This window comes from Sphingopyxis sp. GW821-FHT10B01 (assembly GCF_059415685.1).
In genome coordinates, this window is the sequence record NZ_JBWKNS010000005.1 from 41,122 (window position 1) to 62,643 (window position 21,522).

A 21,522-nucleotide genomic window follows, 5' to 3' on the forward strand; every position below is an offset into this window, starting at 1 on the left:
TAGCATAAGATCATACGAATATCGTGTATGATATGTAAAAATGCTATCATAATGCAGAGAGGACGTGCGGTGAAAGAGGTAATTGGCCATGTGCCGAATCGCGACGAGCTGGTCGCGCGGGCCTGCGAACAGGCGGGGCTTTCGGATTTCGGCGACACCTGGTTCTTCGCCAACATCGACGCGCTGATCCCCGCGCTCAATGCCGAAGCCCGGCTGAGCGAAGCCGGAGTTGTGAGCGCCTCGGCAATGATCGTGAACGGCCTCGTCAACCGCCTGCGCCATATCGACCTGATCAGGCGCCACCCCGAAATCCTCGACGAGCGGGTCGAGGTCGCCGCAGTGGTCGTCGGGCTGCCGCGGACGGGCAGCACCATGCTGCACCGGATGCTCGCATCGGCGCCGGGAATGACCGGAACGCGCTGGTTCGAGACACAGAATTACGCGCCCTTTCCCGAAGAGGAGCGCGGCAATCCCGAGCCGCGGCGCGAAGCGGCGCGCGGTTTCCTCGATTATATGCTGGCGACGATTCCCGATCTCATGTCGATCCACCCGATGAGCATCGACCAACCCGACGAGGAACTGATCATCCTTGGCCAGCTTTATTCGAGCACGATGATCGAGGGGACTTACCATGTCCCGGGCTATGCGCGCTGGCTGACCGACAACGACCGCATCCAATGCTATCGCGACCTCAAACAGATTCTCCAGTCGCTGCAATGGCAGGACCGGAGCCGAAAGGGCGCCAAATGGGTGCTCAAGACCCCGGGCCATCTGCTCGCGCTCGATGCGGTGATCGAGATATTCCCCGAGGCGAAGATCGTGATGACCCACCGCGACCCGGTCGCGACGGTGCCGAGCTATTGCAGCATGGAGCACAGTCTCTACCAAATGGTGTCGGACCGCGTCGATCCGGCGAGCGTCGCCGCTTTCTGGGTGCCGCGGCTTGCCGAGTTGCTCGACCGTTTCATGGCGGTGCGCGGACAGGTCGCGGGGCAGAATTTCATCGACGTCCGCTACGCCGATCTGCTGGGCGATCCGATCGGGGAGGGCGTGCGTGTGCTTGCGGCCGCAGGGGTCGATGTCACCGACGCGGTGCGTGCGGGCATGGCCGAATGGATCGAGGCGAACAAGCGCGAGGACCGCGCGCCGCACAAATATGCGCTTGAGGATTTCGGACTGGTCCGCGCGGATGTAGAACAGCGTTTCGCGGCGTATCGCGCCGCGTTCCTGGAGGGGGAATAGATGATGACCGAAGCCGTCAATCTCGCCGCGATCGAGGAGATAAGGCTGCTCAAGGCGCGCTATGTGCGCGCGCTCGACACCAAGGACTGGGCGCTGCTGCGCAGCCTGCTCACCGACGACATGATTGGCGACTTTCGCGAAATGCCGGGTGAAACCGATGAAGGCCTGCTGACCACCAGTGCCGAGGCCTTTGTCACGGGGGTCGCCGCGACGCTCGAACATGCCACGACGGTCCACCATCTCCACAGCTTCGAAATCCGCTTCACCGGCGCGCGCGACGCCGAGGGCATCTGGGCGATGGACGATCATTTCTGGGCGGGCGAGGGAAGCGACCTTGCCGGTCGCTCGCGCCATGGTTTCGGACATTATCACGATTGCTACCGCAAGGCGCGCGGACGCTGGCTGATTGCCAGGACCCGGCTCAGCCGCATCCGCGTCGAGCGCGACTGACGCGCGCTCGGGCTCATTCGGGCATCGGCGGGTAGCTGGACAGGAAGCCCGCATCGGCAATGAGCGATTGCCCGTTGATTCCGCCCGACCGCGGGCTGGCGAGGAACAGCGCGACTTCGGCGATATGCTGCGGCAGCAGCAGGCCGTCGGCGGGCGGCGCAAGCGCGTCGGCGGGCTGGATCGGCGCCTGCTCGGTCACGCCGAGGATCGCGGTCGCGACGGGGCCGGGGCAGATCGCGTTGACGCGGAGCCCGCGCCGCGCGAAGCTTTGCGAGGCCGATCGCACCGCGCCGATCACGCCATGCTTCGCGGCGCTATAGGCGGCGGCGACATTGAGGCCGATCACGCCCGAGGTCGAGGCCGTCACCACCGCTGCGCCGCCGGGTTCGAGCGCGGGCAGAACCGCCTGTAGTCCCAGCCATGCGCTTTTCAGGTTGATCGCGATCATGCTGTCGAACGCCGTCGCGTCGGTGTCCTCGAAGACGGTCTGCGTATAAGCGCCAGCATTGAGGAAGGCGGCGTCGAGCCGCCCGAAATCCTGCTTCGCCGCGGCGACCATCGCGTCATTGTCCGCAGCGCTCGCGACGTCGCAGCGAATGGCACGCGCGCGGCCGCCCTTGGCGCGGATCGCCGCGGCGATCGCTTCGGCGCCGGCTTCGTTGATGTCGGCGACCACGACCGCGGCGCCCTCTTCGGCAAAGCGCAGCGCTGCCGCGACGCCGATTCCCGAAGCGCCGCCGGTTACCAGCGCGACCTTGCCTTCGAACATGCCCATCTCGATCCTCTCTCCATCCGTCGTTGCCCGATTTCGTAGCACCGGCGGGCCCGGGCGAATTGATCCAATTGGACGAGGAACGGGCGCGAATGGCCGCCTTATGCTCGCAAAAAACACGGGATAATGGAGAGGATCGGACGCTCATGAAATTTTCGATTATTTACGAAGCGCAGATGGTCGACACCTCGCGCGCGAACGAAGCGCGCTGCTTTCACGAGATTATCGAACAATCGCTGCTCGCCGAGGAAATGGGGTTCGATACCGTCTGGGCGGTCGAGCACACCGCGCTCACCCAATATGCGCATATGTCGGCGCCCGAGACCTTTCTCGCCTTCCTTGCCGGCAAGACCACACGCCTCGGCATCGGCCATGGCGTCGTTTGCCTGCCGCCTGCAATGAACCATCCGGTCAAGGTCGCCGAGCGGATTGCGACGCTCGACATCCTGTCCAAAGGCCGCGTCCATTTCGGCATGGGCAAGGGCGGCACACAGCAGGAAGCCGGAACCTTCGGCTATGATCTGGGTGCGCTTCAGCCGATGATCGATGAATCGATGTATCTGATCCCGAAAATCATGGTGCAGGACGAGATCGAGCATGACGGCGAATATATCCAGATACCGCGCCGCCCGATCCATCCCAAGCCCTATCAGGACCCGCACCCGCCGCTCTATATGGCGTGCACGCGTGCCGACGCGCTGACGACCGCGGGGGCGCGCGGGATCGGCGCGCTCGTGCTGGGTTTCGCCGGGCCCGACGACATTGCGGCGAAGAATGCGATCTATCGCGCGGCGTGGGCCGACCGCAGGGCCGAGGACCAGGTCGGCTTCCGCCCGACCGAACATCTTGCTGCGCTCTGTCCGGCGCTGGTGCTCGACGACCGCGAAAAGGCGCGGCGCATCGGTCTTCGCGGTCAGCGCTTCTTCGTCGAATCGCTGGGATATTGGTATCAGGGCGGCCCCAAGCCGACGGTCGAGGATCTGTCGGGCGATGAACAGGCGGCGATCCTGCAGCAGGAGAAGGCGGCGGTCGTCGCCTATCTGTCCGAGGAAAAAATCACCATCGGGTCCGAACATACCGGCGCTTACGAGGAAGTGCAGGACGCCTATGGCACCGCCGACGACTGCATCCGCTACGTCCAGCGCCTGTTCGATGCCGGGGCGGACGAGATCCTCTTCCTTTTCCAGATGGGCGCGGTGCCGCATGACGTCATCCTCGAAACCATCCGCAATATCGGAACCCATGTGATCCCGCATTTCAGGGCGCAGGCCGCGGTCGCCGCACAATAGCGGTTTGCGTACCGGCCCGGCGCGTGGCGTCGCCGGGCGGTCTTGGCGTAAGGCCATGAAATGCGACAAAACGCCCCATCAGATAAACGCATAATATATAGGTAAATGTTATTTGATGTTGAAATGCGTTCTATGGAGTGTCATTTGCGATGCATAAGAGAAGCATCATCCCGGAGGTGATCCGGGTCGCAGAGGGGCAAACATGAAATATTACAGGCATTTCGCGCGCACTTCGGTCGCACTGGCGGCGCTCGTCGCGGCGCATCCGCTTCTTGCGCAGGAGCAAGCGCCCGCCGCTGCCGCGGAGACGGCGAGCGAAACCGAATCCACCGAAATCGTCGTCACCGCGCGCCGGCGCGAGGAAAAGCTGCAGGACGTGCCGATCGCGATCACCGCGATTGGCGGTGCGCAGCTCGACTCGCGCGGCTTCGACGGCGTCACCGACGTCGGCCAGGTCGCGCCCAATCTCCAGTTTACCCCGGGGCAGGGCGGCAACAGCGGCGGTGTCTCGGCCTTCATCCGCGGCGTGGGCGAGAATGATTTTATCATCACCTCCGATCCCGCGGTCGCGCTCTATATCGACGGCGTCTATGTCGCGCGCAGCTTTGGCGCGACCACCGAGCTTCTGGGCATCGACCGGATCGAGGTGCTGCGCGGGCCGCAGGGGTCGCTGTTCGGCAAGAACACGATCGGCGGCGCGATCAGCGTCGTCTCGCGCGTGCCGACGGGTGACCGGCTCGAAGGCGACATCCGCTACGGCTCGTTCAACGATCTCCGGCTGCGCGCCAATGTCGAGGCGGGGCTGACGGACACTCTTGCGATCGGCGTCGCCGCGCTCGGCGAATGGGGCGAGGGCTGGCAGAAGGTGCCGTCGGGCAAGAATCTCAGCAATCGCAATGTCCAGGCAGGCCGGCTGACGCTGCATTATGATGCGTCGCCGATCGATGCGGTGCTGACCGTCGACGGGCTGCGCCGCCGTCAGAACAGCACGCCGCACAGCATGCTGTCCTTCACCCCGACCTTCTTCTCGGGGCTGCAATCGGCCTTTGTTGCGCCGTGCTGCACCGCGCCCGGCAGCATCAACCGCACCGACACCACCGACTTCCTCAACCGCGACGATACCGATTCGGCAAATGCGACGCTCACGCTTTCGGCCGATCTTGGTGCTGGCACGTTGAAGTCGATCAGCGCCTATCGCTGGGTCCATGCGACCTTCGGGCGCGACGGCGATGCGTCGGCTGCGGTCAATTATGCGGGCGATATCCATGACGAGAGCGCACGCCAGCTCTCGCAGGAACTGCAATATGCGACCAGCCTGTTCGATCGCGGCACGCTGCTCCTCGGTGCCTATTATTTCCGCGAGAAATCACGCGACGATACCACCCTCTATGTCGCCGACGGACTCTATCCGCGCCTGATCGCGGCGGGCTTCGATTCCGCGCTCGCCACCGCGCTCGATTTCAACATCGACTTCGCCAACCGGCAGAAGACGACCAATTACGCGCTGTTCGGCAACGCGACCTTCGATGTCACCGATGCGCTGACGCTCGAGTTCGGGGCGCGCTATACGTGGGAAAAGAAGGTCTGGAACCAGGCCGCGATGCGGATCTACAGTCGGCAGCCGCTGCTCGCGGGCATGCCCTCGTACCGGTTGAGCGAAGACTGGAAGGCGTTCACGCCGCGCGCTTCGCTCTCGTATAAATTCACCCCCGACATTCTCGGCTATGTTTCCTGGTCGCGGGGGTTCCGCAGCGGCGGCTTCAACGGGCGGCCGACCTCGGTCGAGGAAATCGGGTCCTATGATCCCGAATATCTGACCGCTTATGAGGCGGGGCTCAAGACCACGCTCGGCGGGCTTGTCACACTGAACCTTTCGGCCTTCCGCAACGACTACAAGGATCAGCAATTGCTGATCTCGACGGTCAGCCCGAACACCGGCTTGATCGTCGTGCGCACCGACAATGCCGGCAAGTCGCGCATCCAGGGGATCGAGTTGGAGGCCGATGTCCGCGTCTCGCGCGCGCTTCGGCTCAGCGGGTCGTTCGGTTATCTCGATGCGAAATATCTGCGCTACACCTCGGTGATCGGCGGGGTTCCGACCGATGTCAGCTTCCGCAATCCGAAGCAGGCGCCCGATCTCACCGCGAGCGGCAGCATCGTCTATTCGACCGCGCTGTCGGGCAGCGTCGATGCGAGCTTCCGGCTCGACGCCGCCTACCGCAGCCTCACCTGGATCGACGTCGAAAATTCGCCGCTGATGCGCGCCCCCGATCATGCGATCCTGAACGCCAGCGCCGAATTTACGCTACCTGCCAAGGGGCTGTCGCTTCGCCTCGCGGTCGACAATCTGACCGACAAACGCGTGCTGACCGCGGGCTATGACGCCTCGACCAGCTTCGGCTTTGTCGAGGGCTATTTTAATGAACCACGCCGTTACTGGGCGACGCTCAGCTTCCGGCGCTGACGGGGCGGGGCCGGCCGTGCGGCGCGGCCGGCCCTGTGCCACCGGTCGATAAGGGGAATGGCATGCGCGCGATGGTGATCAACGGGTTCGGCGGTCCCGAACAGCTTGTGTGGGGCGATCTGCCCATGCCCGAAGCCGGCGCGGGCGAGGTGCTGATCCGGGTCGTCTGTGCAGGGGTCAATCCCGCCGACTGGAAAACACGCGTCGGCAAGCTGTCGGCCTATATCGACTATCATTTCCCGTTCGTGCTCGGCTTCGACTTTGCCGGCATTGTCGAGGCGGTGGGCGCGGGCGCCGATGCATTCGGTCCCGGCGACCGCGTTTTCGGCATGTCGCAACAGGGACAGGGGCGCGATGGTTCCTACGCCGAATATTGCATCGCCGACGCAGCGTTCCTCGCCGCGCTGCCGTCCGGATGGAGCTTTGCGCAGGCCGCCGCGCTGCCGGTTGCGGGGACGACGGCCTATGGCGGGCTGGCCGACGTCGGCGGCTTGTCGGCGGGGCAGACCGTGCTCATCAATGGCGGTGCGGGCGGTGTCGGCAGCATCGGCATCCAGATCGCGCGCGCGCTCGGTGCCCGTGTCGCGGTGACCTGCGGGCCCGGCAATATGTCCTACGTCCGGGGTTTCGGCGCGGACCATGCCATCGATTATCGCGCCGGCGATGTGGCGCAGGCGGTGCGCAAATGGGCGCCGGACGGCGTCGATCTGGTCCTCGATGCGGTCGGGTTGGGCAGCCTGCTCCCGTCCGCGCCCGACATCGTTGCGCCGGGCGGCCGCTATGTCGAGATCGCGACTTTGGTATCGCAGGCGAGCGCCGATGAGGTCGCGCATGCCGCCGCAAAGGGGGTGAGCATCCTGTCCAATATGAATGCGGTTGCGCGCTTGCCGCAGCATCTGAAGGAACTGGCCGCGCTCTGCGCCGCGGGCGGGGTGAAGCCGCCCGTGATCGAAATCCTGCCGCTGGACGCCGCCGCCGAAGCACACCGCCGCATCGAAGGGCAGCATGTCCGCGGAAAGATCATCCTGGAGGTGACGCCCCATGTCGACTGACGACACGGCCGCCGCAGCGCCGATGGTCCATGCGATCGACGAGATCGTCGCGAAGCCGGGCGAGGGCAAGGCGCTGCTCGACGACTATCTGGCGCGCTATGCGCCCGGCGCGCGGGCGCGCGGCATGACGCTCGAACAGATTCTCGTCAGCCCACCGATGTGGCTCGACGACCAGTCGAACACGCTTGTCTTCCGCTGGTCGCTCGCAGGTGCGGGGGCGTGGTGGCAGATGCGCTTTGTCGGTGGTAACGACCCCGATGTCGCCGCCTGGTGGGCCGATGTCGATGCGCGCGCGGTCGGTCGGCGCCGTTTCTTCGCGTCCGAGCCCGCCAATATCGAAAGGCTCTGCGATGTATAAGCTGACCCGGCTCGTCACGCTGGCCGACCCCGCCGGTGTGTCGGCGCTGGCCGATGAGATACACGCGCTGGCTACGGTGCACGCCGCCTATCGCCAGCTTGTTGCCCCCACGCTGGCGGGCAGCCATTTCGGCGGCGACCTCCTCGCACATTTTGCGTTCGACGACGCGGTGCAGCGCTCGGATTTCGACGCGGCGCTCGCGCCGCTGCTCGCTACCCAGGCGGTCGCGTCGGTCGATGGCGTTGCTTATCAGAGCGGGCCGGGCGGGCGGTCCGATCCGGGGCTTGCGAATGGCGTCTATCGCGTGCTGCTGCTCGGCGTCGACGAAGGCACCGATCCTGCCCTCGTCGAGCGCTTCGAGGCGGAAACGCGGACGATGCCATACTATATTCCCGCGATCCGCAACTGGCAGTTGAGCCGGATCGACGAGGCGATCGGCGCGCGCCGCTGGACGCACGTCTGGGAACAGGAATATGCCGATGCCGGCGGGCTGATGGGCCCCTATATGATGCATCCGTATCATTGGGCGCGGATCGATCGCTGGTTCGACCCCGAATGCCCGGACCGGATCGTCGACGCGCGGCTCTGCCACAGCTTCTGCGCGATGGAAGCGTCCGTCCTATAATCGCATGGCGCCAGCCTCGATCCGGGGGCATGGTGACCGTGACGAAAGGCGGGGCGAATGACGGCAGCAGAGCGATTGCATACGCAGAGCAACTATCTGATCGAGGCATTGAAGCGCGTGTTGAAAGAGCGCGGGCTCACCTATGCCGACGTTGCGGCGGCGCTCGGCATCAGTCACGCCAGCGTTCGCCGGACCTTCGCTCAGCGCAGCTTCACGCTCGCGCGGATCGACGAGATTTGCGAACTCGCCGGGATCAATTTCCTCGAGTTGGCGCGGCTGGCCGACGCGGCGCGGCCCGCGATGCCCGATATACTCACCGACGTTCAGGAACAGGCGCTGGTCGATGATCCGCTGGCGCTGTTTTGCTTTCACCTCGCGCTCGGCGGCTGGACGGTCGAGCGGATCGAGGGGGAGTATGCGATCGACCAGACGGTGCTGGTCCCCGCGCTGCTGAAGCTCGAACGCATCGGATTGATCCAGTTGCTCCCCGGCAATGTCATCCGCCTGATGACCGCACGCAGCATCAGTTGGCGCCGGGGCGGGCCGATGCGGCGCTTCTTCGACCGGCGGGTGAAGGAGGAGTTTCTCCAATATGATTTCTCGGCCAAGGGGTCGATCTGGGAGTTCGAGATTGGCGAACTGTCCGATGCCTCGCGCATCCTGCTCGAGCGCCGGCTTGTCAGCCTCTTTCGCGAAGTGCGCGACCTGATCGCGCGCGATGCGTTGCTCCCGCCCGCAGTGAAGACCAACGTCGGCCTGCTGATCGCGTCGACCCCGATCCCGTTGCCGATGGTTGCGCGCGACGTTGCGGCGGGTGCGTTCGGTCTAGAAAGTCGCGAAATTCGATCCTTTAAGGATTAAAATACGCTACAATTGCGCGATCCTCTCGGCGGCCTCGCGCGATGGCGCGATACCGGCTGCAAGTCGGTCTCGATACCGGCGTGAGAGGGAGAAATTTGATGACGGCAATCGCCATGCAGCCGCCCGCGATGCGCGGCGGCATCCCGTTCCTTGGCCACCTGACGGACTTCTTCAAGGACCCCGTCGGATTGCTGCGCCGGGGATATCAGGAACATGGCCCGATCTATTCCTTCCGCATGGGTGGGCGGAACATGGTTGTGATGCTCGGGCCCGACAACAATCGCTTCGTCTTTCAGGAAACCGACAAACTGCTGTCGATCCGCGAATCGATGCCCTTCTTCCACAAGATGTTCTCGCCCAATTTCTACTCCTTCGCCGAGATGGAGGAATATCTGAACCAGCGCGCGGTAATCATGCCGCGCTTCAAGGCTTCGGCGATGAAGCAATATGTGCCGGTGATGGCCGAAGAGGCGATGGCGCTTTGTCACCGGCTCGGCGACCGCGGCGAATTCGATCTCGTCTCGACCCTCGGGCCGGTCGTCATGGATATCGCGGCGCACAGCTTCATGGGCCGCGATTTCAAGCAAAAGCTGGGCCATGAATTTTTCGAGCTGTTTCGCGACTTCTCGGGTGGGATGGAATTTGTCCTGCCACTGTGGCTGCCGACGAAGAAGATGCGGCGCAGCCAGGCCGCCAAGAAAAAGCTGCACCAGATTCTCGGCGACTGGATCAAGCAACGGCGTGCAAATCCGATCGAGCCGGCGGATTTTTTTCAGGACATGGTCGCGTCAACCTATCCCGACGGCCGCCCGATCCCCGACGAACTGATCATCCACATGATCCTGCTTCTCGTCTGGGCAGGGCATGAAACGACCGCGGGGCAGGTCAGCTGGGCGATGATCGATATCCTTCAGAACCGCGAATATCAGGATGTGCTGCGAGGCGAGATCGCCGCCATACTGGGTTCGGCATCGGGCGCCGATCTCAGCTGGGAACAGGCGATCGCGATGCAGAAGATGGACCTCGCACTGCGCGAGACCGAACGGCTGCATCCGGTGGCCTTCACGATGATCCGCAAGGCCGCCGCCGATTTCGAGCGCGACGGCTATCAGGTCCGCGAAGGCGACTGGATCTTGCTTGCACCCTCGGTCAGCCACCGGATGAGCGAGATTTTCGACCGGCCCGACGACTATGATCCCGAACGCTTCAACACCGAACGCACCGATACCAAGGTCGAATCGAACAGCCTGATCGGTTTTGGCGGCGGCATGCACCGCTGTGCCGGAGTGAACTTCGCGCGGATGGAGATGAAGGCGCTGATCGCCATATTGCTCCAGCGCTATGATATGGAACTGATCGACACGCCGCGCCCGATCGCCGGGGCGGGCACCTATTGGCCCGAACAGCCTTGCCGTGTGCGGTACAAGCGCCGGACGATGGTGGATCGTGCGCCCGCCGATCTCGGCGCGGTTGCGGCGGCGGCGGGATGCCCGGCGCATGCGAAGGGCAAAAACTGATGGCGCGCGTCACCTATGTCCAGTCCGACGGGAGTGAACGGACCTGCACGAACTTCGAGGGCATGGCGGTCATGCACCTTGCCATCGGCAATCTTGTCGACGGGATCGACGCCCTCTGTGGCGGGGTACGCCAATGCGGCACCTGCCATGTCTATGTCGACGATGCCTGGGTCGACCGAGTCGGGCCGCCAGGCGAAGAGGAGGCCATCATGCTCGAAGCGCTGGCCGACTTTATCGAGGTCACGCCGGGCAGCCGGCTGAGTTGCCAGATCCATATTACCGAGGAACTGGACGGGTTGAGGGTCCATATCCCCAAGGAACAGCCCGGAATTTAAATGGGTTAGGAACGGAAACCGGGGCGGCTTTTGCCGCCCCTTTTTTTGTCCCCGCGCGCACCACCAAAAGGGGGTGTTGTATTGCCTTCTTGCGTAGGTATTTATTGCACATATTACGCATGACATGGTAATTGATCAAAAAACGGCACATAATACGCCGTAATCGATAAAATGGAGGGATGGGACTGATGAAGCTACGCACACATCATCGCACGCAGCTTGCCGCTATCGCATTGATGGCGCCTTGGATCGCCAATGCCGCACAGGCGCAGCAGGCCGAACCGGCGCCGCAGGCCGAGGGTGCCGCGTCCCAAGGGCTCAGCGAAATCATCGTGACGGCGCAGAAGCGTTCGGAAAGCCTCCAGGACACGCCGCTGGCGATCAGTGCAATCAACGCCGAGATGATCGAGCAGCGCGGTATCACCAGCGTCGCCGCACTCGGCAGCGCGGCCCCGAACCTCATCATCACCGAAACGCCGTCGGCGACGGCGAACCCTTCGATTTCGATCCGCGGTATCGTTGACAACGACCCGATCCTCACCGCCGATCCCGCGGTGGGGCTCTATGTCGACGGCGTCATCGTCGGCCGTTCGGCAGGCGCGCTGTTCGACATGATGGACCTCGAGCGCGTGGAAATCCTGCGTGGGCCGCAGGGCACGCTCTATGGCCGCAACACGACGGGCGGTGCGGTCAACCTGATCTCGGCCAAGCCGTCGAAGGATTTCGGCGGCCGCCTGCAGGCCGGCTATGGCAGCTTCAACGAATATATGGTGAAAGCGCTGATCGACACCGGCGAACTGGGCGACACCGGCCTGGCGCTAAAGCTCGGCTATTACCACAGCCAGCGCAACGGAACCGTCGACAATCTGCTCGAACCGTCCGACAAGCGCGATCCGGGCGCGCGCAACACCGACGCGGTTCGCGCCGCGGTCCGCTTTGACAAGGGCACCGGCTTCACCGCCGACTATGTCTTTGACTCGAGCGACCGTAACGGCCGTGCCAATGCCTTCCAGTTGCGCGCGATCCGCCCCGACATCCTCCAGTATCTGAGCTTCTCGCCGGCGTTCGGCGGCACCGCGCCGCAGGTTTCGCGGGACCGGCTGTCGCAGGTCCGGTTCGATCGCGACGGCAATGCGCATGACAAGGTGCAGGGCCATTCGCTGACGCTCAACCTCGAGATCGGCGACGCGACGCTGCGTTCGATCACCGGCTATCGCAAATGGGACAATGTGAGCGAAAGCTCCGATCTCGACGGTAACGGAGGCCTCGTCGGTTTCCTCGTCAGCCCAGCGATCCTCGTGCCGCCCAATGCCTTCATTCCGCAGGGCGTCGGCCCGATCGACCTGTTCCACACCAGCAATGAGCGGCATCAAAAGCAGTTCTCGCAGGAATTCAACCTGATCGGCTCGATCGGCGACGAGTTCGACTATGTCCTCGGCGCCTATTATTTCCGCGAACGCGCGACCGAGGTGAATCCGCAGGGCTTCACGCTGGTCCTTCCTTCGCCGGTGCCGATCCCGATCGCGCCGGGTGTCAACCTCAACAGCTTTGGCGTCAACCTCGATACCTTGCTGTCCTATCGCCACATCTCGCGGTCGGTCGCCGCCTTCAGCCAGGTCACCTGGAAACCGGCCGCGCTTGACGGCCGGCTGAATATCACCGGCGGCATTCGCTATACCGAAGACAAGAAGCATCTGATCCAGTCGGCGCCGCTGCCGACCGCGCCGCGCGACCTGACACGCAAGTTCAATCGTCTGAACTGGCTTGCGAACATCTCCTATGACTGGAGCGATGACATCATGACCTATGCCCGGGTGAGCACGGGCTATAAGGCGGGCGGCTTCAATGCCCGTGCGGCGGACAACAACGGCTTCAATCCCGAAGATCTCGTCTCGTACGAGGTCGGGTTCAAGAGCGAGCTGTTCGACCGGCGCCTGCGGTTCAATGTGGCGGCCTTTCACGCCATTTATGACGATCTTCAGGTCCAGCAATTCCTTGCCGGCACCGGCGGCGCATCGAGCACCACGGTTAACGCGGCAAAGGCCACCTATACGGGGATCGAGGCCGAGGTTCTGGCGCAGATTGCCGACGGCTTCACGGTCGACGCGTCGTTCGGCTACACCGACCGCAAATACAAGAAGTTCACCTTCGTCGATCCGCTGACGGGTGTCCCCGCCGACATTTCGGATGTCGCCAAGTTCCAATATTCGGCAGCGACGACCGCGAATGTCGGTGCACAATATGAAACCGCACTCGGCAATTTCGGAAAACTGACCGCGCGCACCGACTGGAGCTATCGCAGCAAGGTCTACTGGCATCCGGTCAATCCGTATAACGCAGAAATCTCCGACGGCGGGGTCGGGTTGCTGAGCGCCCGGCTTTCGATCTCCGATATCTCGATTGGCGGCGCCCGGGCCTCGATCGCGCTGTGGGGCAAGAATCTGACCAAGGAAGATTATCTGCTCTCGGGGATCGACTTCGGCTCGCTGGGCTTCGCCGGGGTCATGTACGGCGATCCGCGCAGCTATGGCGTTGAAGTGGGTTTCAAATTCTAGCGCACCACTCGCAATGATCTTGTGAAGCCGGGCGCTGCCAATCGGCGGCGCCCGGCTTTGCCATTTCGGTCTCGAGAGCGGCAGGGCCCGGCTGGACGGGGATCATCCCGCGGTTTTGCGGGCCTGATACATCGCTTCGGCGCGGACCTTGAGCGCGTGGGCGGTGTCGTCGAAGGCGCGCTTCACCCAGGGCCCGGCAAAGCGCATGACATGAATGCCGTTGGGCCCCAGAAAGGCGTCGGTCGAATGATAGGCGCAGGCACTGTCGCTCAGCGGTTCGATGATCTGGTCGCGCCGTGCCGGATAGGGCCAGGCGTCGTCATGCGGCAGCTCCCATGACAGCAGCCTTTCGGGTTCGAACGCGCAGACATATTCGCAATTGGGAAAGACCGTCTCGGGCTCGATATAGCTTTTGAGCGTCATATGGACCGGTGCGCCCATCGCGAGCGTTGATTCCGCCGCAATGCAAAAGGGGTTCCATTCGCCGTAGCGGGGAAGGTCGGTGAGTATTTCCCAGACCACCGCCGCAGGGGCGTCGATCTCGACACGTTCCGAGCGGGCGATGGCGTCGGGATCGACATAGCATAGCGATTCATCGGCGTCGGGCATGCTAGATCCTTTTCGAAATATCGAACTGGCTGGTTGGAATGCAGTCGATCCGGTCGAAATCGATGAAGCGCGCGCAGCTTTCCATCATCAGTCGTTGGTTCTCCGCCAGCCGCGCGCTGTCTCCCACCGCGTCGAAATAGACCGCCTCGTCGGTCAGCGCGGCGGCGGGGAAGCATTCCTCCACCATCGCGACATAGGCGGGCGCGCCATAGCTCAGCGGCCGCACGATCAGATTTTGGACATATTCGAAGTTGGCCTGCGTATCGACCGCGACCGCCGAATGCTGGCGCTGCCACGCGTCGCGCCAGCCATCCCAGTTCAACCGTGGGGGCAGGCCCAGAAACACGATCTGCGAAAAGCCTTCGGTCCGTGCGCCGGGGGTGGATGGATGCAGCGTATTGGCGATGACGGTGGATTCGCTCGCAAGCCAGGCGGCATGGCGCGGCGCGGCGTCGCCGATGATCGCATCGACGGCCGCGCGCTCGGGCTCGTTCGCGCTCGGCAGCCAGAGCTGGACGACGGCGTCCATTTGCGGGCGGGTCGAGGTCATGCGCGGCGAATTGCCGGCCGCGACGCTGCCGTCCTGAACATTGATGCGCACCGCGTGCGCCGTTTCGCCGAGCCGCTGTGCGATATCGCCAAGCAGCCGAGCGGTGAAGCGCACATCTTCCTCCGCGCTGTCTTTCCACAAAGCGTAAATGATCTTTTCCATAGTGCTTCCCTCAGGCTGCGAAATCGAAAGTGGTAACGGGATTGCTGCCATCCCAGTCGCGCGCCGAGGCGATTCCTGCGACAAAGCCTTCGACGATCATCGGCGTCGCCTCGATCAGTTCGATCAGGATCGCGGGCTCGTCGGGTGCTTCCAGATAGGCGACGCGCGTTGCACCGCCGCCGCTCTCGGCGCTGAAGACGGGGACGAGCCCCGCGGCGGCGGCATCCGTCGCGGCGGCGGCGATATCGTCGACCAGCCAGGCGACATGGTGCATGCCCACGCGCACGCGGCCATTCGCGTCATGATAGGGGGATGGGCCGGTGCCGTGCGGGGCGATCAGCTCGATCTGGGTTTCGCCCTGATACGCAAGCCCGACATCGATCGCGATCGTCGCGGGCACGCCGCGATAGTCGCCGTCGAGCGTGACGTTGCGATAGACTGTCCAGGGGCCGACGCCTGCGAGCCGGCGCCATTGGTCGATCGCGCGATCCAGATCCCCGGTCAGCCAGGCGATCTGGCGGATCGAGCCTTGGCCCGCGATTGCGTGTGTCCTGTCCATGCTCGCGCTCCTTCGTAGCGTGCGTCGGGTTTATGGCGTCTCCTGCGCCGCCCACGGATCGGGAAGTCCGGGATCGGTGCTGCGAATGACGTGCTTGAGGAGATGCTTGAGCAGCGCGGTTTCATTCTCGTCGAACGCGCCCAGCGCATCTTCTTCGGCGGCCTTGGCGGCGGCAGTGAGTTCGACGAGCGTGCGCCGGCCGGTGTCGGTCAGCCAGAGCCGGTCGGGCGTATCAGGATCGGTCCGGACAATGCCCCGCGCCGCCAGCGATGCGATGCGTTCGGGGGTGATGTGCGTACCGGTATAGCCGATCACGCCTTCGATCTCGGCAAGGGTGCGCCCGTCATTGATGCCGAGCACGCTCAGGATGAAGTGATCGGTGGCGTCGAGATGGTGATCGTGCAAACTTTCCTGCATCCGCCCATAGAGCTGGAAATGCGCGCGGCCGAGCAGATAGCCGAGAAAATCCTCGCCAAAGCTGCCCGCGGGCTGCGCGCCGGTGTCGCTGGCGGTGAGGGTCGCGGCCTTGCGCGCGGCCAGCGCATAGCGGCCGCCATGAAAAAGCAGCGGCGCGCGATCCTCATGATCGAAGGCGATGACCTCGCCGACGAAGATGATGTGATCGCCGCCCTCATATTGATAGGCGGTGCGGCACTGAAACCGCGCGGTGCAGCCGGTGAGCAGCGGTACATCGCCTTCGCCGCGCTCGATCTGGGCCCCGGCGAACTTGTCTGCGCCGCGCTTGGCGAAGCCGTTGGACAGCGCCTCCTGATCGGCGGCGAGGATATGCACCGCGAAATGCGTGGAATTGCGGAACGCGTCCATGCTTTTCGACGTGCGCGCGAGGCTCCACAGCACCATCGGCGGATCGAGCGAGACCGAGTTGAAGCTGTTGGCAGTCAGCCCGCAATCCTCGCCCGCGCCGGTCCGCGTCGTGACGATCGTGACCCCCGTTGCGAAGGCGCCGAGCGCGCTCCGATATGCGATGGCATCGGGATTGGCGGCCATGACCTTTTTGCTCCTCATCCGGCCGCGTCTGATGGGCGGGTATATATCGATCCTATCGCCCGGCCCCGGCCGCGCATCGCTCAATTGGACTAGATAGGACGTCCGGATTGCGGCTTTGGACCGCGCGCCGCCACCCCCTTTTGGGGGCGCATCAGCCGAGGACGGTCACGCTGCGCGGGATCGGGCGGATTGTCTGATCGCCTTGAGGACATCGCAAGCGCCGATGCATGGCGCCGGGCGATGATGAAGTGGCCGGCCTACACAGGGGCGACGGCGGCGCGTGCCAGCAGGTGGAGGAGCGCGCGAAAGCTTTCGAGTTCGCGGGGGTCGGCGGCGTCATAGCTGCGGTTCGAACCGAGCTGTTTGCTGTTGCAGACATAGAAGAGCGAGCTTGATCCGACCGCGTTGACGACATGCATCGGCGGCAAGGGCCGAAAGTCCCCGGCGGCAACGCCTTCGTTCACCACAATCTCGACATCGCGCAGCAGCACGTTCGAGAATTGGGTGGGATCGCCGCCGCGCGGCGTGACGTCGGCGACGAGGCGCTGGATGATCCGCGCCGCCGATGGCCGCGCGACGAGGAAGTCGAGCCATCCGTCGAGCAGCGCAAGTAGCTTGTCGATCGGCTTGTCGTGCTGTGCGATGCGGCCGAGTGCTTCGCGGTGCATGGAGGCGAAGATATCCTCCTCGACCGCGTCATACAGCTCCTGCTTGTTGGAGAAATAATAGACGATCGAGGGACGGCGGATTCCGACCGCGGCGGCGACGTCCTCGAGCCGTGCTGTGGTGAAGCCGACCTCGGCGAAAACCGTCTCGGCCGCCTCCAGAATTGCCTGGCGCGTCGCTTCGCCGCGCGCGTGCCTGATGGGCTTCACGTTCAATGCTCAAAACCTTCCGTACCGGGCCTCTCGGGCGCGCTCTCCTATTGGCGCAATCAAATCGCGCTTGCAATCTACCTTCATGACGGTAGAAATCTACCTACATGAAGGTAGAATCAAAAGCGGCGGGCTAATATTCTCGCCCAAATATTTCCATGGAGGGGACGACGATGAAAAAGATTTCCGGGCCACAGGCCCGCTTGTTGCTTTGCACGCTCGCGATGACCGCTGCGCATCCCGCACTCGCACAGAATGCCGGCGCCGCCGCCGACGAGGCGAACGGCCTTGGTGAAATCGTCGTCACCGCGCAGAAACGCGCCGAATCGCTCCAGGATACGCCGATCTCGATCGCGGCCTTCACCGCCGAGGATCTCGAGATCAAGAGCATCAGCGGGCTGACCGACCTTCGCGCCAATGTACCGAACCTTCAGCTCACTCCGCATCCGAACAGCGCCGCGACGACGCAGATCTTCATGCGCGGCGTGGGTTTGAGCGACGACCAGATCACGCAGGACGGCGGCGTCGCCGTCTACATGGACGGCGTCTATGTCGCGCGGAGCCAGGGGCAGGCGCTCGAGGTAGCCGAGCTGGAGCGCGTCGAAGTGCTGCGCGGTCCGCAGGGCACGCTTTACGGGCGGAATGCGACGGGCGGCGCGATCAACTTCATCACGCGCAAGCCCGACCTCGGCGAATTCGGCTTCAAGGGGCAGGTGACGCTCGGCAATTTCAACAATCGCCGCTTCAAGGCGGCGGTCAATGTGCCGATCGGCGACACGCTCGCCGCGCGCTTCTCGTACATGAACGCGACGCAGGATGGCTTTGTGAAAAATCCCGGCACCGGCGCGAAGCGCTGGGGTGACAAGGATCGTCAGGCGATGCGCGCCGATGTGCTGTGGAAGCCGGCCGACGCCTTCAGCCTGCGGTACAGCTATGATCGTTCGCAGATCGACGACACGCCGATCTATGTGACGCTTTCGCCGCTCTTTCCGCTGACCGTGCCGCGTCCGAAGGCAGGCAGTCCGCTGGTTCGCGACCTGTTGCCCAATGATGTGACGTCGCAGGGGCACAGCCTGACCGCCGAATGGAATGCGTCGGACTCGTTCACGCTCCGGTCGATCACCGGCTATCGCAAGCTGAAGAATTTCCAGAATCAGGATTATCTGACGGGCGCCACCGGCCCCAATCCGTTGCAGAAAAACAGCAGCCTCGCGAAGCAGGACCAGTGGAGCCAGGAACTGCAACTGGTCGGCGATACGCTCGATCGCCAGCTCGAATATGTCGCCGGCGTCTATTATTTCTCGGAAGACGGCAGCAATTTTTCCAACAGCTATAGCCCCCCGACGCGGACGCGCAGCTTTACCACCGCGACGATCGCGAATGAAAGCTGGGCGGTTTTCGGTCAGGCGACCTACAGCCCCGAATGGCTCGATCGCCGGTTCCACCTGACGGTCGGCTTGCGCCAGAGCTGGGACAAGCGCGAAGCGACGCTCGCGCGGCAAACCCAGGTCAATGAAGGACCGATCGTGTCGGTTCCCGGTTTCGGCGACGGCAGCCGCAAGTTCACCGATTTCAGCCCCAGCGTCGTGCTGGCCTATGACGTTGCCGAAAATGTCAATCTCTACGCCAAGGCGGTGAAGGGCTATAAGTCGGGCGGCTACAACATCCGCGCCAGCTCGATCGCGCGCTTCAACGAGGGTTTCGGTTCGGAAACGCTCTGGTCGTACGAACTCGGCATGAAGAGCCAGTGGCTCGACAACAGCCTGCGCTTCAACGTCGCCGCCTTCCAGTCGAAGTACAAGGATATCCAGATCAACGTCCAGTCGGACCCGACCAATATCCGGATCACCGACGTGCTCAACGCGGGCAAGGCCACGGTGAAAGGGGTCGAGGCCGATCTGACGCTGGCCCCTACGCGAGACCTGCGCTTTACCGTCAACTACGGCTATCTCGATGCGCAATATGACGAGATCATCGATGCCACGGGCAAGGACATCTCGGCGAGCTATCGCTTCAACAATGCGCCGAAGCATACGCTGGCATTTGATTTCAACTATGACCTGCCCGAACTGCCGGTCGGGACGCTGTCGGCCAACGTCAATTACACGATGCAGAGCGACAAGTTCACCAGCTCGACCATCTCCGGCGGCAAATATATCACCGGCGATTACGGTCTGCTCAACGCGCGGTTGACCCTCGCCGAAATTCCGGGCGTGAAGGGTGTGCGTCTTGGCCTGTGGGGGCGCAACCTCACCGACAAGGAATATTACATCATGCAGTTCAACATCGGGCGCCCGGGCGCGTTGTTCGGCGAACCGCGCACCTATGGCGTCGATCTGACGGCCGAGTTTTAGAGAGGACTCGCGATGAGGGCTTCCGCAATCGCGCTTGGCGCTCTCGCCCTGTCCCTGTCCAACGTCGCGACCGGCGCTGGACAGGGGGCAAAGGACTATCGCCCCGGCGGCGCCGATGTCGCGCGCACGTCAAAAGATTTTGCGGGCGGCCGCGACGAGTTTCGCTTCGTCGTCATCGGCGATCGCACCGGCCAGCATCGGCCGGGCGTCTTCGAGGATGCGATGGACAAGGTCGAACGGCTTCGCCCCGACTTTGTGATCAACATCGGCGATCTGATCGAGGGCAATACCGAGGATCAGGCGCAGCTCGACCGCGAATGGGGAGAGGTCAACGCCGCGATCGACCGGCTGAGCGTCCCGTTCTTTTATGTGCCCGGCAATCATGACCTGACCAATGAGGTTCAGCGGAGCGACTGGCGCAAGCGGCTGGGCGCGGATTATTACAGCTTCACATACAAGAATGCGCTGTTTCTCGTCCTCAATACCGAAGATCCGCCGCAGCCCAAGATCGCGCGGATGAAGCTGTTTCAGGAATATGGCGCCGACGCGATGAAGCGGGTGTTCGCGGCGCTTCAGGGCGATCCGGCAAAAGCCGAGGCGCTGTTCGCCAGCGACGCCAAGCTCGCCGAGTTGGCCGCGAAAATCCGCGGGTCGGAAAATGTCGCGTTCAGCGCGGGTCAGGTGAAGATGGCCCGCGCTGCGCTCGCCAAAAATCCCAGGGTGCGCTGGACCTTCGTGCTGATGCACCGGCCGGCATGGAAGGTTGATTCGCCCATGTTTCGCGAGATTGAGGGCATGCTGAAGGGGCGTCCGCACACCATGCTCGCGGGGCATTATCACAAATATGCGTATGAGACGCGAGAGGGGGCCGACTATATCCAGCTCGGCACCACGGGCGGTATGCCCGGCGCCGGACCCGAAGACCCGGCAGCGGTCGATCATGTCATGTGGGTCTCGGTCGCCGATGGCGCGCCGCGCGTCAGCAATTTGAAGCTCGACGGTTTTTTCGGAAAAGAGGGGCCCGCCCCGATTGTCCGGCCCGACCAGCAAAAATGACCCCAATCATGGAGATTGTTCCGCAATGAATTTCACCGATCTTTCGCCCGCGCTCGGCGCCCCCGGAACCGCTGTCATCGTTACCGGGGGGGCGTCGGGGATCGGGCTCGCCTCGGCGCGCGCGCTGGCCGCGGTCGGCCGGGCGGTGGCGCTCTGGGATATCAATGCGGGCAAGGTCGCGGGCGAAGCCGCTACGATCGCGCAGGAATTCGGCGTCAAGGCGATCGGCATCGGCGTCGACCTCACCGATCTGGACGCCTATCCGGCCGCGATTGCTTCCAGCCGCGATGCACTCGGCGCGCTCGGCGGGCTGGTTCACGCCGCGGGCATCGTCGACACCGGCTCGCTTGAGGGAATCACGCCGGAAAGCTGGGCGGCGGGCATTAACACGCATCTGCGCCCGCTCGCGCTGCTGACGCAGCAGCTCCATGGCGACTTCGCCGCCAATCCGGGGTCGGCGGTGGTCGCGATCACATCGATCAACGCGACGCTCGGCAACGCGATGAACCCCATCTACAGCGCGGCGAAGGGCGGCATGCTCTCGCTCGTGCGATCGCTCGCCGACCGGCTGGCGCGCGACAATATCCGGATCAATTCGGTTTCGCCCGGCCAGATCATGACACCGATGATGAAGCCGGCGGTCGACAATTTGCCCGAGGGCTTTTTTGAAAAGCGCATCTTGCTCGAACGCATCGGCGTTCCCGAAGAGATCGGACGCGTCGTCCGCTTCCTGCTCTCGAACGAAGCGAGCTATATTACCGCCGCCGAATTCGTCGTCGACGGTGGCAATATCTCGTCACAACGCGGCTGAGCGCAGGAAGGTATCTGA

The 21,522-nt window shown here is 63.6% G+C and carries 20 protein-coding genes; 14 read left to right on the top strand and 6 right to left on the bottom strand.

Annotation, left to right across the window (positions count from 1 at the left end):
* The first annotated feature begins 69 nt into the window (after positions 1-69).
* The gene (locus AC07NV_RS15735) at positions 70-1,242 is read left to right on the top strand and encodes a sulfotransferase family protein (RefSeq protein ID WP_495167327.1); all 1,173 of its coding nucleotides are present in this window, start codon (positions 70-72) and stop codon (positions 1,240-1,242) included.
* Entirely contained in the window at positions 1,243-1,692 is a 450-nt protein-coding gene (locus AC07NV_RS15740; RefSeq protein WP_495167328.1) for a nuclear transport factor 2 family protein, read from the top strand.
* Between the two features lie 13 nt (positions 1,693-1,705).
* Here the strand turns inward: AC07NV_RS15740 and AC07NV_RS15745 are convergent, their stop codons facing one another.
* On the bottom strand, positions 1,706-2,467 hold the full coding sequence (locus AC07NV_RS15745; protein WP_495167329.1) for an SDR family NAD(P)-dependent oxidoreductase: 762 nt from the start codon (positions 2,465-2,467) through the stop codon (positions 1,706-1,708).
* A 143-nt stretch (positions 2,468-2,610) separates the two neighbouring features.
* Here AC07NV_RS15745 and AC07NV_RS15750 point away from each other — a divergent pair, with 143 nt between their 5' ends.
* The 9 genes from AC07NV_RS15750 (at position 2,611) to AC07NV_RS15790 (ending at position 13,520) form a co-directional block, all read left to right on the top strand.
* Positions 2,611-3,753 (top strand): LLM class flavin-dependent oxidoreductase, encoded by a 1,143-nt coding sequence (locus tag AC07NV_RS15750; RefSeq protein WP_495167330.1) that lies wholly within the window; start codon positions 2,611-2,613, stop codon positions 3,751-3,753.
* 202 nt (positions 3,754-3,955) lie between these two features.
* Positions 3,956-6,217: a TonB-dependent receptor gene (locus AC07NV_RS15755; RefSeq protein WP_495167331.1), complete on the top strand. Its 2,262-nt coding sequence runs from the start codon at positions 3,956-3,958 to the stop codon at positions 6,215-6,217.
* Between the two features lie 62 nt (positions 6,218-6,279).
* Entirely contained in the window at positions 6,280-7,269 is a 990-nt protein-coding gene (locus tag AC07NV_RS15760; protein WP_495167332.1) for a quinone oxidoreductase family protein, read from the top strand.
* On the top strand, positions 7,259-7,627 hold the full coding sequence (locus AC07NV_RS15765) for a hypothetical protein (RefSeq protein ID WP_495167333.1): 369 nt from the start codon (positions 7,259-7,261) through the stop codon (positions 7,625-7,627). The genes AC07NV_RS15760 and AC07NV_RS15765 overlap by 11 nt, the downstream gene beginning before the upstream one ends.
* Positions 7,620-8,252 carry a Dabb family protein gene (locus tag AC07NV_RS15770; RefSeq protein WP_495167334.1) on the top strand — a complete coding sequence of 211 codons (633 nt, stop codon included), beginning with the start codon at positions 7,620-7,622 and terminating at the stop codon, positions 8,250-8,252. The genes AC07NV_RS15765 and AC07NV_RS15770 overlap by 8 nt, the downstream gene beginning before the upstream one ends.
* Before the next feature lie 57 nt (positions 8,253-8,309).
* Complete coding sequence (locus AC07NV_RS15775; protein ID WP_495167335.1) at positions 8,310-9,113, top strand: helix-turn-helix domain-containing protein; 804 nt, start codon at positions 8,310-8,312, stop codon at positions 9,111-9,113.
* Between the two features lie 98 nt (positions 9,114-9,211).
* Positions 9,212-10,630, top strand: a complete 1,419-nt coding sequence (locus AC07NV_RS15780; protein WP_495167336.1) for a cytochrome P450 — start codon at positions 9,212-9,214, stop codon at positions 10,628-10,630.
* Positions 10,630-10,965, top strand: coding sequence for a 2Fe-2S iron-sulfur cluster-binding protein (locus AC07NV_RS15785; protein ID WP_495167337.1), 336 nt, complete (start codon positions 10,630-10,632; stop codon positions 10,963-10,965). The genes AC07NV_RS15780 and AC07NV_RS15785 overlap by 1 nt, the downstream gene beginning before the upstream one ends.
* A gap of 188 nt (positions 10,966-11,153) precedes the next feature.
* On the top strand, positions 11,154-13,520 hold the full coding sequence (locus AC07NV_RS15790; RefSeq protein WP_495167338.1) for a TonB-dependent receptor: 2,367 nt from the start codon (positions 11,154-11,156) through the stop codon (positions 13,518-13,520).
* 102 nt (positions 13,521-13,622) lie between these two features.
* Here AC07NV_RS15790 and AC07NV_RS15795 read toward each other — a convergent pair whose 3' ends face one another.
* The 5 genes from AC07NV_RS15795 to AC07NV_RS15815 all read right to left on the bottom strand — a co-directional run bounded on the left by AC07NV_RS15795 (position 13,623) and on the right by AC07NV_RS15815 (position 17,283).
* Positions 13,623-14,129, bottom strand: coding sequence for an SRPBCC domain-containing protein (locus AC07NV_RS15795; protein ID WP_495167339.1), 507 nt, complete (start codon positions 14,127-14,129; stop codon positions 13,623-13,625).
* Between the two features lies 1 nt (position 14,130).
* Entirely contained in the window at positions 14,131-14,841 is a 711-nt protein-coding gene (locus tag AC07NV_RS15800) for an EthD domain-containing protein (RefSeq protein WP_495167340.1), read from the bottom strand.
* Between the two features lie 10 nt (positions 14,842-14,851).
* The gene (locus AC07NV_RS15805; protein ID WP_495167341.1) at positions 14,852-15,400 is read right to left on the bottom strand and encodes a VOC family protein; all 549 of its coding nucleotides are present in this window, start codon (positions 15,398-15,400) and stop codon (positions 14,852-14,854) included.
* A gap of 30 nt (positions 15,401-15,430) precedes the next feature.
* Complete coding sequence (locus AC07NV_RS15810) at positions 15,431-16,408, bottom strand: flavin reductase (protein ID WP_495167342.1); 978 nt, start codon at positions 16,406-16,408, stop codon at positions 15,431-15,433.
* Positions 16,409-16,665: 257 nt separating this feature from the next.
* Positions 16,666-17,283: a TetR/AcrR family transcriptional regulator gene (locus AC07NV_RS15815; protein ID WP_495167650.1), complete on the bottom strand. Its 618-nt coding sequence runs from the start codon at positions 17,281-17,283 to the stop codon at positions 16,666-16,668.
* Between the two features lie 173 nt (positions 17,284-17,456).
* Between AC07NV_RS15815 and AC07NV_RS15820 the strand changes: the two genes are divergently transcribed.
* From AC07NV_RS15820 to AC07NV_RS15830, 3 genes are read left to right on the top strand one after another with little or no spacing between them, the layout of a single operon-like run.
* Positions 17,457-19,637: a TonB-dependent receptor gene (locus AC07NV_RS15820; RefSeq protein WP_495167343.1), complete on the top strand. Its 2,181-nt coding sequence runs from the start codon at positions 17,457-17,459 to the stop codon at positions 19,635-19,637.
* A 12-nt stretch (positions 19,638-19,649) separates the two neighbouring features.
* Positions 19,650-20,693, top strand: a complete 1,044-nt coding sequence (locus tag AC07NV_RS15825; protein WP_495167344.1) for a metallophosphoesterase family protein — start codon at positions 19,650-19,652, stop codon at positions 20,691-20,693.
* A 25-nt stretch (positions 20,694-20,718) separates the two neighbouring features.
* Positions 20,719-21,504 carry an SDR family NAD(P)-dependent oxidoreductase gene (locus AC07NV_RS15830; protein ID WP_495167345.1) on the top strand — a complete coding sequence of 262 codons (786 nt, stop codon included), beginning with the start codon at positions 20,719-20,721 and terminating at the stop codon, positions 21,502-21,504.
* Positions 21,505-21,522 lie beyond the last annotated feature (18 nt).